The 13,588-nt window shown below is 53.9% G+C and carries 15 protein-coding genes; 6 read left to right on the top strand and 9 right to left on the bottom strand.

Going from position 1 to position 13,588, the window contains the following annotated elements; genetic code table 11:
• Positions 1-8: 8 nt before the first annotated feature.
• The 4 genes from IPN69_25080 to IPN69_25065 form a co-directional block, all read right to left on the bottom strand.
• On the bottom strand, positions 9-425 hold the full coding sequence (locus IPN69_25080) for a transcriptional repressor (protein MBK8813984.1): 417 nt from the start codon (positions 423-425) through the stop codon (positions 9-11).
• 403 nt (positions 426-828) lie between these two features.
• On the bottom strand, positions 829-1,197 hold the full coding sequence (locus tag IPN69_25075; protein ID MBK8813983.1) for a hypothetical protein: 369 nt from the start codon (positions 1,195-1,197) through the stop codon (positions 829-831).
• A gap of 110 nt (positions 1,198-1,307) precedes the next feature.
• Complete coding sequence (locus IPN69_25070) at positions 1,308-2,453, bottom strand: VWA domain-containing protein (GenBank protein ID MBK8813982.1); 1,146 nt, start codon at positions 2,451-2,453, stop codon at positions 1,308-1,310.
• Between the two features lie 73 nt (positions 2,454-2,526).
• On the bottom strand, positions 2,527-3,600 hold the full coding sequence (locus tag IPN69_25065) for an SDR family oxidoreductase (GenBank protein ID MBK8813981.1): 1,074 nt from the start codon (positions 3,598-3,600) through the stop codon (positions 2,527-2,529).
• Between the two features lie 171 nt (positions 3,601-3,771).
• On the opposite strand from IPN69_25065, the gene IPN69_25060 reads away from it, so the two are divergent.
• Positions 3,772-3,978, top strand: coding sequence for a hypothetical protein (locus IPN69_25060; protein MBK8813980.1), 207 nt, complete (start codon positions 3,772-3,774; stop codon positions 3,976-3,978).
• On the opposite strand, the gene IPN69_25055 is transcribed toward IPN69_25060, so the two are convergent.
• Positions 3,975-4,937, bottom strand: a complete 963-nt coding sequence (locus IPN69_25055) for an NAD(P)H-quinone oxidoreductase (protein ID MBK8813979.1) — start codon at positions 4,935-4,937, stop codon at positions 3,975-3,977. The two genes, IPN69_25060 and IPN69_25055, sit on opposite strands and share 4 nt — an antisense overlap.
• 218 nt (positions 4,938-5,155) lie before the next feature.
• On the bottom strand, positions 5,156-5,584 hold the full coding sequence (locus IPN69_25050) for a hypothetical protein (GenBank protein ID MBK8813978.1): 429 nt from the start codon (positions 5,582-5,584) through the stop codon (positions 5,156-5,158).
• 122 nt (positions 5,585-5,706) lie between these two features.
• Here IPN69_25050 and IPN69_25045 point away from each other — a divergent pair, with 122 nt between their 5' ends.
• Together IPN69_25045 and IPN69_25040 are read left to right on the top strand one after the other, a co-directional pair.
• Positions 5,707-6,372 carry a TlpA family protein disulfide reductase gene (locus IPN69_25045; protein ID MBK8813977.1) on the top strand — a complete coding sequence of 222 codons (666 nt, stop codon included), beginning with the start codon at positions 5,707-5,709 and terminating at the stop codon, positions 6,370-6,372.
• Positions 6,373-6,379: 7 nt separating this feature from the next.
• On the top strand, positions 6,380-6,676 hold the full coding sequence (locus IPN69_25040) for a hypothetical protein (protein ID MBK8813976.1): 297 nt from the start codon (positions 6,380-6,382) through the stop codon (positions 6,674-6,676).
• Here the strand turns inward: IPN69_25040 and IPN69_25035 are convergent.
• Positions 6,659-7,177 carry a hypothetical protein gene (locus IPN69_25035; GenBank protein ID MBK8813975.1) on the bottom strand — a complete coding sequence of 173 codons (519 nt, stop codon included), beginning with the start codon at positions 7,175-7,177 and terminating at the stop codon, positions 6,659-6,661. The two genes, IPN69_25040 and IPN69_25035, sit on opposite strands and share 18 nt — an antisense overlap.
• 49 nt (positions 7,178-7,226) lie before the next feature.
• Here IPN69_25035 and lipB point away from each other — a divergent pair, with 49 nt between their 5' ends.
• The 3 genes from lipB to IPN69_25020 all read left to right on the top strand — a co-directional run bounded on the left by lipB (position 7,227) and on the right by IPN69_25020 (position 9,537).
• On the top strand, positions 7,227-7,901 hold the full coding sequence (gene lipB / locus IPN69_25030) for a lipoyl(octanoyl) transferase LipB (protein MBK8813974.1): 675 nt from the start codon (positions 7,227-7,229) through the stop codon (positions 7,899-7,901).
• 216 nt (positions 7,902-8,117) lie between these two features.
• Positions 8,118-8,732, top strand: a complete 615-nt coding sequence (locus IPN69_25025; protein ID MBK8813973.1) for a hypothetical protein — start codon at positions 8,118-8,120, stop codon at positions 8,730-8,732.
• A 70-nt stretch (positions 8,733-8,802) separates the two neighbouring features.
• Positions 8,803-9,537: an esterase family protein gene (locus IPN69_25020; GenBank protein ID MBK8813972.1), complete on the top strand. Its 735-nt coding sequence runs from the start codon at positions 8,803-8,805 to the stop codon at positions 9,535-9,537.
• A 211-nt stretch (positions 9,538-9,748) separates the two neighbouring features.
• On the opposite strand, the gene IPN69_25015 is transcribed toward IPN69_25020, so the two are convergent.
• Positions 9,749-12,316, bottom strand: coding sequence for a PBP1A family penicillin-binding protein (locus tag IPN69_25015; GenBank protein ID MBK8813971.1), 2,568 nt, complete (start codon positions 12,314-12,316; stop codon positions 9,749-9,751).
• 81 nt (positions 12,317-12,397) lie between these two features.
• Positions 12,398-13,519, bottom strand: coding sequence for a rod shape-determining protein RodA (locus IPN69_25010; protein ID MBK8813970.1), 1,122 nt, complete (start codon positions 13,517-13,519; stop codon positions 12,398-12,400).
• Positions 13,520-13,588 lie beyond the last annotated feature (69 nt).

Here is a 13,588-nt window from a genome sequence, read left to right as displayed (position 1 = left end):
GAAATGATCTATGAAGCAAGAACGCAGTCGGGACAAATCCCGCGGAGCGTGAACTCCAAAGATTCCGGCTTGAAATGCGAAGCCTCCGCCGCAGTCCGGACAAGGTCCGATGGAAAATCGAGATCGAGGTCGACGAGCTTTCCGCATTTGTTGCAGATCGCGTGATCGTGCCTCGTGATCTTTTTGTCGAACCGGCTTGCGCCGTTTCCAAACTGTATTTCCGCGATATGCCCCGCGTCCTTCAAAAACCGCAGCGAGTTGTAAACAGTCGCGAAACTGATCGTCGGCAAAAGCCCCTTCGAACGCTCGAAAACATCGTTCGCCGTCAAATGCTCGTCAGCGTCGCGAATAACCTGCAAAACAACTTCGCGTTGTTTGGTCAAACCTAACTCTTGGATGTTCATTACCATAATCATTTCGATCAAAAGTTAGATTTAGAATAATTCTAATTCTAAGAGCTGTCAAGTTGTCTTATTGAAATTCGGATTCAATGGAAATTTTTGCTGGTCTGCAAATGGTCGGTCAGGAACGGCCGACGCGAGGGAATGTTTGGGTCGGTCCGGAGCAAGGATCAGGTTCGTGATGGAAAATAGTTGCCTCTAACGCTGAACGCGTGAACCCGAATTGCGCAGTAGAGGCGAATTCCGAGAAATCCCAACCGCGGCTATCGAAGCCACGTTGGCGCGAAGACCGGCTACGCGATTCTGTTCAATATTATTAAGGGTTGAATCGGGATTCGAAACGGCCGCCGACGGCGGACATATCAGGACTGCAGTGAGCATTCATCTTTCGACCACACGGCCGTTTCGAAGTCGGGGGTAGGATCGATTACCACTCGCAGCCGTAGGCCGTCATCGAGCTCTTCGCGGTTTCAAGGGCGGTTTTGCAGCCGGTCGCAAGCGCGCTCTTTCCTTGCGGCGTAGCGGCAGCGTCTTTCCAAGCTTTGCGGGTCGTCTCGAACGATGTCTTCAAACTCGCACGCGCCGCTTCAGGCACCTTGTTGTTCAAGCACATTTCGTACTTCTTGATGTATTCGTCGCATTCCGGAACGCCGACCGAGTCGGTCGCAGCGACATCCGCGGGTTTGGTGTCGGTCGGCTTCTTATCCGTTGTCGCCGTTCCACCGCACGCTGAAAACCCAAATGCAAGAGAAAGCGCAAAAACACTGACAAGCATCAGTTTAACGATTGATCTCATTGAAAATATCTCCTTGGTTATTAGTCGATTACGCTTATTGATTACGCAATACCGTCGATATTACCTGAGAAAATCAGTTAAATCGCCACCCGTTTGGGTAGGGAAACGCTTCAGGGATTTTTGATGATAGCCAACTTGCGGCGTCCGAGGATTTCAAGACCGCTTCGCTTCGACGTGATGGTGATGACGCGGACCTCTCCGGCGCCAGCCTGGGCGAGCGGACGTTTTGGCGTGTATGTGACCACATATTGCGCGTCGATGTTGCGAGCAAGGTATGCGGTTTTGGAGAGCATTTCGTCGATCGAGACCGGCAAAAAGAAAATTCCGTTCGTGTTTTCCGAAAGCTCGTTCAGAGCCTTTTCGCTCTTTTCGAGCTGCTCGCCGCGCTGTTTGATCTTTTTCATCATCTCGCGGTCGGTGTTGATCGTCACCGTCGGGTAAGTTTTTGTCGTTCCGTTGACAGGGATGTCTGCCCCCGGCGGCAGCTGGGTTCGCGGCGCGCCGCCGCGGCGGACCATTGAACTCTTGCGTTCCTTGACGACATCGAGTTCGAGGCGGGTGTAACTGAAGACGTGAACGTTGATGTCGGTCGTCAGGACACGAAGGATGGCGGCGTTGCGCTCGGCGTCGGTGGTTGAACTGTCGAGGCCGTCCGTTATCAAAACGAGGTGGCAGTTTTCCGACCCCGACTTCTGGAAAAAATCGACCGCGAGTTGCAGCGCTTCGACGAATTTCGACTGTTTGCCGAATTTGAGTTCCTTATCGAGTACCGTATAAAGTTGCTTCTTGTCGTTTGTCCATTCGGCGATTATCCGCGCCGCGTCGTTGACTTCGAGCAGGGCCACCGAATCGTCGGGCGCAAGATTCTCGATCAACATTTTGGCGGTGTTGCGCGTCGTTTTGTAGTCTTTGGCGACGCGGTCCTCGCCACCGGTGTCGAGCAGAATCAAAACGCTAGCCGGCATTCGGCGAATGCTGGTCGGCTGATGAAGGACGTTGTCTTCGCTGATCACGACGTCGTCGTTCCCGACTCCGGCGTAAAATCGGCCGCGTTCGTCAAACGCAGAAATGTTGACCTTGATCTCTTCAGTTTCAACACGCAGGTTTTGGTCGTCCGGCGGTGTCGGCGTCGCAACGGGCGTCGGCGTCGGTGTCGGACGCTCCACGAATCGACCCGACTGCGCACCTGCGCTCGAAGCGAAAGACACCGCAAGCGCAATCAATAGAATCGCCAGTTTTGGAATTTGCAAAAGCATCGACCTCGGGAATCTCAGTAACGTCTGTGGTTATGATGCGCTCGACGCCGGAAAATTTGCACGATCGCCGGGCCTAGTCGAGTTTCGGATGCTCGTCGGTGAACTTGACGAGGTTGCGGGCGTACTCTCCAAAACCGGGGCAACGCACGCCGTGGGCGGCGAGCAACGCTTCGGACTCGCGCGTATCGTATGTTTGCTCAAGAAAGAAATACGGCACGCCGTAATGGGGAAGTCCGGTGATCGCCGGCGAAATGCTGAGATTGAGCGACCATTCGATCAACGATGCGGGCGGTGTCATAACCGTCTTCTTTCCGGTCAGCGCTTCGGCGATCGAGTCGCAGATCCCAGCGGTCGATAGCGGATTCGGATCGGCAAGCGCGATCGTCTTCCCGATCGCCTTCGGATCCTTGGACAGCGCCGCGATTCCCTCGACAACGAAATCTACCGGCACAAGGTTGAGTCTGACGTTCTTGTTACCGACATTCACGAACCGCAGCAACGACGCCGCCTTTTTGTAGTAGAAGATGACGTAATAGATCCCGTCGTACTTGGCGGTCTCACCGGTCTTTGAGTCTCCGACGACGACCGATGGCCGAAAAACAGTCACCGGAAGTTCTTCTTTCAAACTTTCGACTTCGAGTTCGGCAAGGTATTTGGTTTCTTCGTAGTAGTTTCTGAATCCGGCATCGTGAGCAAGTTCGGATTCAAGGATCTCTCCGCGTCGCTTGCCTGCAACGTAGCACGTAGAAATGTAGTTATACCGGCGAAGATTAGGAAGCGAGCGCACAAGGTCGTTGACGTGCTTCGTGCCGTCGACGTTCACTCGAAACGCCGGTTCTTTCTTGACCGCAAGATCGTAGATCGCCGCGAGATGAAAGACATCCGTCGTTTCCCTCTGGACGATTTCGAGATCTTCGCCGGAGATTCCCAGGTTCTCGGCCGTGATGTCGCCTTCAAAAAGAACGAAGTTCTCAAGCGCGACGCCCATTTTCGAGGCGATGCGGTCGACATCCTGTTTTGCCTTGTCAACGAAGGCCGGCTGAACAAGCAGAAAAAACTGCGTTTCAGGCGTTGCAAGACGCTCAACGAGTCTTCCGGCGATGAAACCGGGGAATCCCGTCATAAATATCGTTTCCGCGAAACTCATTATGTTTAAGTATAACTGAATCGCCATTCATTTTGAAGCACCCGCACGAGTAACGCGCACACCCGTGAGCAACGTTTTCACAATTTCGGCAATCATATTTTCGATGCGGTTTATCGGATTTCAGGACTGATTGGGATTTTTATCCAAAAGGTGGTTAAGATGAAGGCGGAGATGAAGAATAAGGCAGAACAGACAGAGAACGAACCGGTGAACGAACTTCGCGAACAAATATGGGCCGTGATCACGTTTGAGCAGTGTGCGGCCCGGGATCTCACCTATCCCGAAGCTGAGCAGAAATTAGCCGAACTCAAAGCCCGGAAAGTCGCCGGACTCTGCATCGTTTCCAACGCGGTCGCCGATCGGCTAAAGCCCGCCTAGAACTCCAGAACGACCTTTCCAAAGCTTTGATTTGATTCAAGATACCGGTGCGCGTCCGAAACCTCTTCCGCAGGGAAGACACGGTCGAGGTTCGGCCTGACGGTTCCGGCAACGAGCAGCGGGGCGACCTTTTCGATGAATTCTGACGTCGCGGCGGCCTTTTCCGCGGCTGATCGAGACCGCAAAACCGTTCCGATGATAGTCAGTCGCTTGGTCAACGCGAGTCCGAGATCGAATTCCGTTTTTCGCCCGCCGACGAGTCCGACCAAGATCAAACGCCCTTTCAATGCGAGACATTCGAGGTTTCGGGCAAAAACGCCGGCGCCGACCAGGTCGAGAATGACGTTGGCTTTGCCACGCAGGTTTTCGGCAAAATCCGCGGTCGAAAACGCGCCGTCCAGTCCGAATTCCCGGCACCTTTCAAGTTTTTCCGGCGTTCGCGAGGTCCCGAAAACGGTTGCGTTGCGCGCCTTTGCCAGCTGAAGCGCGGCCAGTCCGACTCCGGAACCGACGGCGTGAATCAGCAGAGTCTCGCCCGGCTGCAATTTGGCCTGCGTGAAGACCGCATCGTGCGCTGTGATAAACGCTTCGGGAACGGCTGCCGCTTCAACCAAGTTCAAATTTGCCGGGATTTTCGCGAGATGCGTCTGATCGATCAACAGAAATTCCGCTTGGGCGCCGCCGGCGGTGATGCCGAAGACGCGGTCACCGGCTTTGAAGTCCGTCACGTCGGCCCCGATTTCGGCGATGACGCCGGCGAATTCAAGTCCCGGAATTCGTTCGGGATAACCCGCCGGCGCCGGATAAAATCCCTGCCGCTGGAGCAGGTCCGCCCGATTCAATGCCGCAGCCTTAACCGAAACCAGGACTTTGCCGGCTGCCGGCGGCGAGGGATCGTCGACAACACGAAACTCAAGATTTTCGGCGCCGCCAAATTCGTTGATGAATACTGCCTTCACTTCTTAGTCCGAGGTACCGTAAGAGTTACGCGTTTACGCGCCGTAAGAGTTACGCGTTTACGCGCCGTAAGAGTTACGCGTTTACGCGCCGTAAGAGTTACGCGTTTACGCGTGATTCAACGCGGCCATACGAGCGCTGAATTGGCTTGCGACTGTGGGGCGATCACGCGTAAACGCGTAACTCTTACGGGAATCACGCGTAAACGCGTGACTCTTACTTACTGTTTCGCCGAACGCTTCGCCAGATTCATCAGGTCTTCCGGCATCCACTTCGACATATTTTTCGCGTTCGCTTCTTCGATGCCTTTGTGTCGGTTGCGCCAGTCCTTCGACGGATCGTCTTCGCGGCCGGACTGCTTCGGATAATTCTCGACCTGTTCGAGGCTGATGATTATGCCGTGCGCGACCTCGTTCCAGTCCTCGGTCTGGATTCCGCGCAGAACCACCGGCAACCCCGCAGTCCAGTCTTCTTCCGGCGCGATGTTGTCGAGTTCGGGAATCGTCAAGAAGGCCGGCGAAGGGAACGGCTGGCCGCTGAATTCGCTGACGATACGCGCCTTTAGGTCTTTGATCGATCCATCCGGATTCGACTTTCTGATCTCCAGTGCGCGGCGGAAAATATCGGAAACACTTGATTGATTGCTCATAACTTTGACCCCAAAAATTATAGACCAAAACAACGACACAGGAAAACGTCGAGAAGACGGGCATAAAACACTTGTTTTTCGGCATCTGACCGATTAGTCTTTTGTAAATGGAGTTCCGACCGATGAAAACTTTTCTTTTTACCGCAATTGTTCTGATGACTTCCGTTTTCGCGCACGCGCAGGGCGAACAGACGCCGATCGTCGAGAAGGAATTCGAATACAAAAACTGGACGTTCAAGAAGATCGACGGCGGCGGCGAGATCGATCTGCGTAAGTTCGTCGCCGGGAAAAAGCTGGTCCTCGTCGTCTATTTCGCTCCGTGGTGCGGCAATTGGCGATTCGAAGCCCCGATCGTCCAGCGCCTCTACGAAAAATACAAAGCGGACGGTTTCGAGGTCATCGGCGTTGGCGAATACGATACGGTCGAAGCGGTCAAAGGCGACATCGCTTTCAAAAAGCTGACATTTCCGGTCGTTTACGAATCGGACTCGCGCGAATCGAAGATGAAGACCACGCATTACGAATACCGCAAAAAGGTCGGCGACAATCGCAACTGGGGCTCGCCCTTCAACGTCTTTCTGATTCCCGCGGATCTGATCAAGGACGGCGACACGATCGCGAGAAAACTCAAGGTGGCCGCCGGCGAACTGATCGAAACCGAAGCTGAAGCGTTCATACGTGAAAAACTAGGTATGCCGAAAGTGGAAAAGACGAACGAAGCGGCGACAAAGAAACCTGCCGAAGTCTGCGATCCGAACGCGACCGTTTTGAAGAAGCCGGTGATGTAGTTGATTTATGCTATCGTTTCCGGCCGATCCGGGCTTGCAATCAAACGTTTGGGACAAGACTGATTCCAGATTCCAGATTCCAGATTCCAGATTCCAGATTCCAGATTCCAGATTCCGGATTCCAATTTCCGGATTCCAGATTCCAGATTCCAGATTCCAGATTCCAGATGCCGGATTCCGGATTCCAGATTCCAAATATTCCAAATCCCAAATCCCAAATCCCAAATCCCAAATCCCAAATCCGAAATCCCAAATCCCAAATCCGAAATCCCAACTCCGAAATTCCCTATGGCATCGCGACTAGCGTGTCGGCGAGTTTCTCAATGACCAAGATGAGACTTCTCCCCGAATTCGTAAACTGTCCGGCCGACGCGAGATCCTCCGACTGTGTCGCGAGATCGGTGACGCCGTTGATCTGAGCAAGATACGGTTTGATCGAATTCTTTGTGCGGAATTCGATCTCGAGTGCGGCGAGGCCGGCCTTGAGGTTGCGGATGCTGATCACGACTGCCTGCTTGAAATCGTTGTTTCTGTCGACCGCCGCCTTTGAAAGCTTGCCTGCCCGGGCTTCCTTTTCAGCGTCTTCGAGTCCGGTCGCGATGCCGCCGAGCTTGTATATGAAACTGGTGACATTCTTCAGCTGCGTCGCGACCTTTTCCGCACTCTGTTTTATCTCAAGCGCGTTCGTCACCGTAACGGCCGGTTTCTTGGTCGGCGTCGGCGTCGTTTTTTTTCTTTGGGCCGAAACGGAAATCGTCAGCGCCGAGACGACGCACAAAACTGCGAACAAAGTCTTAATTTTCATATTCTTAACCGGATAGAGTTTTTGCTCCCAAAATTCTATCATAAGAAAGATGCCGAAAAGGGTTTTAGAGGTTCGCCGTCTTGGTCGATTCGCTTACGCGGAGGCGCTCGAATTGCAGCGAGAGCTTGAGTCGAAGGTCATCGCCGACCGTTCGCGGGATTATCTTCTCTTGCTTGAGCATCCACACGTTTTTACGATCGGCCGCCGCGCGAAAGAAAACGGGGTGCTCGCAAGCCCAGAGATCTTGAAGGTGATCGGTGCCGAGGTTTTCGAGATCAACCGCGGCGGCAAAGTAACGTATCACGGTCTCGGTCAGCTTGTCGGATATCCGATCATCAATCTCAGCTCGTTGAACGAAGACGTTCACTTGTATGTCCGAAACCTCGAAGAAGTGCTGCTTCGGACGCTCGCCGATTATGGCATTGAGGGCTTTCGGATCGAAGGATTGACGGGCGTCCACACGAAAGAGGGCAAGGTCGCGGCGATCGGCGTCCATCTCAAACGCTGGGTTACGACGCACGGTTTCGCGCTGAATGTGAATACCGATCTCAGCTACTTCAACTGGATAATCGCCTGCGAGGGCGAGCCGGTGACTTCGATGGAGAGACTGTTGGGGCGCGAGGTTGCGCTCCCGGAGGTCGAGGATCGGATCGTCGAGCATTTTTGTCAGGTTTTTGAATTCGACTCGCTGACCTCGCCAACGATGACAAGCAAAATAGTGTAGGGCGAAGCGATTAGGGCCGCGCTTGGGCTTAAACGCCGTCGGCTTACGGATACAGTTCTCGGAATGAATCAAAATATGCGCCCAATTCTTGTTCTTTTAGTCGCTTTTGCGATCGCGATCGGCGTGTCCTGCTCGTCCGTTAACGATGCTATCTCGGATCGATCGATCAACAACCTCGAAGAACAAGCGGACCCGTCCGATTTTGCGATACGCGAGATGTTTATCGAAAGCGGCCTCGGCGAGGGCGACGAAAACCTGAAAGAACTCAAAAAGCTGCCGACTGAGCGCGTCGCCGAGGTCGTCAGAGAGATCAAGGAACAGGGCATCCGCGAAGGCGATATGAATTTCGGCGGGGAACGCGCAGACGAGCTATTGCGTTTGAAAGCCGCGTATTTTCTGGTCACGCTTAAAGTTGACGCCGAAGCAAATCAGGAGTATCTGCTTCGCGCTGCCAGATCAAAGGATGGAGCGCTGAAATTCCGGGCGCTCGAATTGCTGGCTGCGCTCGTCAAAAGCGGAATTAAGGAATTGCTGCCGGTTCTTTTCGAAGCCGCGCCCGATTCCAAGGGACTCGTGGCGGAGTCGCTGACGAAATTCTTTGTCGAAGAAGCGCGGAACTCTACGGAACCGTTCCTGAGATACTTTTCCAAGCAGCCGAAGTATGTCCGAAGCGCCGTCACGCGGATGATCGCAGGGGCAGACGTAATGCTTGAACCTGGAACAACAGCCGGGACTTTTGCAAAGTTCGAGGCGTTCAAGGAGGACCGCGAACTTGGGCGAGTCGCCTCCGAGTTGCTCGCGGCAAACAAGTCATCGAAGCGTTCTCCTTGAGTTTGACGCGTTTTTCTTTTAATCTCGACGTTTTGAACTCGTAACGTAAATAACTATTGGAGCAATCTTAATGAGACGTGAAACAACTTCGTGGTTCAGCCACAATCTTGGAATGGATATGCCGCTCGTGTCGTACGGGCACGCGGGACAACCGCTTTTGATGTTCCCGACGGCCGCGGCGGACTATCTTGAATACGAACGATTTTATCTGATCGACGCGATCAAGTATTTTATCGACAACGGTCTGATCCGCGCCTACTCGATCAATTCGGTCAACAAGTACAGTCTCCTCAATCGCGAATCGCATCCAGGTTGGAAGGTCGAGATGCTCTCGCGTTACGACCGGTATCTGACCGAAGAGGTTCTGCCGCTGATCCGCAACGAATGCGGCCCGGACGCGCGTCCTCTGACGACCGGAGCAAGCCTCGGCGCATATCTCGCGGCGAACACTTATTTCAAACATTCCGATCTTTACCGCGGTACGATCGCGATGAGCGGAAGTTATGACATCCACAATTATCTGGAGAAGTATTACGACGACAACGTTTACTTCAACAACCCGATGATGTATTTGAAGAACCTGAACGACAACTACCATCTGCCGCGCCTCCGGCAAGCTGATTCGATAGTTATCGTGACCGGACAGGGGAATTACGAAGCCCCCGACCGCAGCCGCGATCTTTCGCGCATCTTGTCCTCAAAAGGAATTCCGCATCTTCTCGAGGTCTGGGGTCACGATGTCGCCCACGATTGGGTCTGGTGGCGCAAGATGCTGCCGCACTTCCTCGGCCGCTTTGTCGGATAAAGGGAAAAAAGGCAAAAGGCATAGGGAAAAGGGAAAAAGGCGAAAGGCAAAAGGCAAAGGGAAAAAGGGAAAAGGCGAAAGGCAAAAGGCAACGAAAAAAGCACTATCGGCTTGTCCGGCAATTCGTTGCTTTCCCTTTTTCCTTTTGCCTTTTGCCTTTCGCCTTTTTCCCTTTCGCCTTTTTTGCCTTTTGCCTTTTGCCTTTTCCCTTCTACTTCCCGTCGCCTTTCTTGCCTTTACGTTTTGAGCCTTCGGGGACGTCGGGCCGCGGGGTCGGCTGACTTGGGCGCGGCGATTCGACTCGAGGCGTGTTCACGGGGCGGGGCGGACGATCGTTGCCGCTCGGTTCGCCGCCGTTCGCGGGTTTGGTGGTCGTCGTTGAACCATCGGTCGTCGATGTGGTCGTTTCGTCGCCCGTCTTCCCGAGTTTCGTGCTGGTTGTCGCTCCGAGTTTCTTGCCGTCCATATCTGCGCGTTCAAGCATTTCCTGTTGGTCTCGTTTCAGACGCTCCGCTTCGCGCTTGATCTCGGAAGGCATCGGCGGAACATTCGGGAAAGAATCGCGTTTCTTGTCCTTCATAAACGGGATCATAAACGCGTTAAAGTAAGGCAACGCACCATGTCCGCCCGTCATTCCGGCACCGAGATTCTCTTTTCGTTCAGGGTTTCCCATCCACACCCCGGTAACGTATGTCGGCGTGTAGCCGATGAACCAAACGTCCGTTTGATCGTTGACCGTGCCGGTTTTTCCCGCCAACTGATGCCCCGACGCGTTGGCGCCCGGCGCGGTTCCGCCGCCACGCGTCACGCCGCGCATCATATCGACCATCGTCAGCGCAACGTATTCGCTGGTCACTTTGAACGACTTGTTGTCCCATTCTTCGAGCAAGCTTCCGTCACGGCTGTATACCTTTCGGATCAAATGCGGTTGAACCCGAATTCCTTTGTTCGGGAAAGCCGAATACGCCGAAACCATTTCGAGCAGCGACGCCTCGGATGCGCCGAGGGCGGACGGCAAACTCGGAGCCATCGGGTTGGTGATGCCGAACCGGCGTACCATCTGCGCCCCGGTCTGGATGCCGACCTGGTCGAGAAGGTGGACCGCCGCAATGTTGTACGATTTTGCGAGCGCGATCTTCATCGGAACGTTCGGATGGCTCTTTGATCCGTCATAGTTTCCGGGCGACCAACCGCCGCGTTTTATCGGAGCCCCGCTGACGGTCGAATCCGGCGTCATTCCGTTTTCAACCGCCGCCGTGTAAATGAAAGGCTTGTAAGCCGAACCGGTTTGACGCAGTCCCTGCGTCGCGTTGTTGAACTTGCTGGACTGAAAGTCGTAGCCACCGACGAGAGCGACTATTTCCCCGGTTTTTGAGTTGAGCGACACGATTGCCGCCTGAACTTCCGGAATCTGGTTTAGTTCGACCTTGAGCGATTTTTTCGCGTTATCGACCGCTTTGACTTCAAACTCTGCAAGATATCCGGGCTTGAACTCCGCATTCGGTCCTTTGCCGGCGCGACCCATTTCGGAGCGAGTGACGGTCGCCGTATATTTTCCGAAGCGGACCGTCGCCTCATCGCGTGTTCGGTCGATCTTTGTAATAAGTCCTTTGATGTACTCACCCTCATCGAACTCATCGCCGAACCAGTCCGGATGTTTGTAGTTTGTCAGTTTACGTTCGATTTCCTTTTCGTCGGTCAGCGGGGCGTCGTTTTCGTCAACCAAAATGTTGACGTACTCCGATCTCCATCCGCGGCCCCGATCGTAACGTCGCAGTCCCTCGCGAACCGCTTTGGTCGCAAGCTTCTGAGCTTCGACGTTGATGGTCGTGTAGACCTTTAAGCCGCCCTGCGCGACGCGCGTCGTGTACTTTTCTTCGAGATACTTCCGTACTTCTTCGATCGGATAGTCCCAGGCCGTCGATTTCGGTTGATTCTGGTAATACGCAGTCGGCGCCAACTCGACATCTTTCGCTTTGGCGGCATCGATCTGGGCTTGAGTGTAACGCTCCGGAAAATACTTGATCATCTGATCAAGCACGATGTTGCGCCGTTCTTTGGCCTTGGCGGAATTTCGGGTCGGTGAATACTCGGGAGACTTCGGGATAGCCGCCAGCAACGCCGCTTCCTCAAGGCTCAGTTCCTTGAGCGATTTGCCGAAATAGGTTCGCGAACCTGCCTCAAACCCATAAGAACCGGCGCCCAGAAAGACGTAGTTCATATACATCTCGAGGATCTGGCGCTTTGTGTAAAAGCGCTCGATCTGAAGCGCGACCATCCATTCGTTGATCTTGCGGGTATAGGTCTGATCCTTGTAAAGAAAGAGATTCTTCGCGAGCTGTTGCGTGATCGTCGACGCGCCTTCGGTCTTTCCCGACGTGACGTTTTTGATGATCGCGCCGCCGATGCGGTACGGGTCGATTCCGATGTGATTGTAAAAGCGGTAATCTTCGATCGCGATGAGCGCGTCCTCGACGTTCTGAGGAATATCCGACTCCTTGATCGGGATGCGTTTTTCGATCGCGAACTCGGCGAGAACCGTTTCACCGTCATCGGCATAGATCGTCGTCACCTGCGGCGGTCGATACGTCGCGAGCGCGGAGACTTCGACCGAATAACGCGAGTTATTCAGGTAATACGACGTGAGAATGCCGGTCAAACCGCCCGCCGCCAGCGCCAGGATTACTGCCGCCGGAAACCAGAAAAACCTCCAGAAGCCGCGTCGTTTTGTTTCGACCGATTTGATCTCGTTCTCAACGATTTTCTTTTCTCTTGCCATAGAACTATTTGGGACTGCCGATTTCGGATTTGGGATTTTGATCATTCAATCGCAAATCGAAATTCGCAAATCAACTTAAATCTAGTTAACGAATCTACGCATTTTTACGCTGATCACAAAGCCGATCGCGATAAAAGTCGAAAGGATCGCCGAAAGTCCGGCGCTCATCAGCGGGAGCGGAACGCCGATCACCGGCAGAAATCCGAGAACCATCCCGATATTCATAAAAATCTGAAACGTCATTCCGCCGGCGATCGCCATAATCACGAGCATACCGGAACGGTCAGGCGCTTCGCGCGCGCCCGACACGAGTCGGGACAGCAAAATCATATACGCCAGCAATAACGAAATGCACCCGACGAATCCGGTGTTCTCCGCGGTTACCGCGAAAATAAAATCGGAATGCGGTTCGGGCAGAAATTTCAGCTTCGCCTGTGATGTTTCGGTCTCGCCTTTGATTCCCGTCAGACCACCCTTGCCGACGGTGATCATCGATTGGATCGTGTGATATGCGTAACCGCGCGGATCGGCGCTCTCCGGATCGAGGATGACATTGATGCGCTCCTGCTGATAACCCTTTATCTTCCCGGTTTTGACGCCTGCCCAGTATGCCGCGGGAGCGAGTACGACGGCGGCGACGATCGTGATCACGACATAGCGCACCTTTATGCCGGACAAGAACAAGACAACGGCGAGCAAAGGAAAATAGGTCATCGCCTGTCCGGCGTCCGGTTCGAGCAGGATCAGCGCGACCGGCGCCGCGAGTATCGCGCACCCGATCAGGAATTCCTTGAACTTGAGACTGCCGGATTTTCGCGCTCCGAAATACTTCGCGAGCATCAGCACGACCGGGATCTTGACGAACTCCGAAGGCTGAAACTGGCCGATCACGGGAAGCCTGAGCCAGGCCGTCTGGCCGTTGATCTTGACCCCGAGTCCGGGAATCAAAACCAAGAGCAAAAGGAACAGCCCGATCCCATAAAAGACAGGGGCGGCATCGATGATTCTTCGGTAATCGCTAAATCCGACGAAAAAGAAGGCGACCAAAGCGATCCCGAGTCCGATGATCTGTTTTGACCAAAGGTTCATTTCCGGCTGCGCGTTGTAGATCTGCCAAACGCCGAAACAGACGATCGCGACCGCCAGCACCGACGTCAGCAGGTCAAAATCCCGCAAACTTCTTTTTTCTATTATCGCAACCATAACTTCGTTGGCAGGAGTGCGTCTTCGGTCGGCCAACCGCGGGCGAATTGCCGAATAGGCGAAACCCCG

Source organism: Acidobacteriota bacterium, assembly GCA_016715115.1.
In the GTDB taxonomy this organism is placed as follows: Bacteria; Acidobacteriota; Blastocatellia; order Pyrinomonadales; family Pyrinomonadaceae; genus JAFDVJ01.
This window is presented reverse-complemented; position numbering and strand designations above follow the sequence as displayed.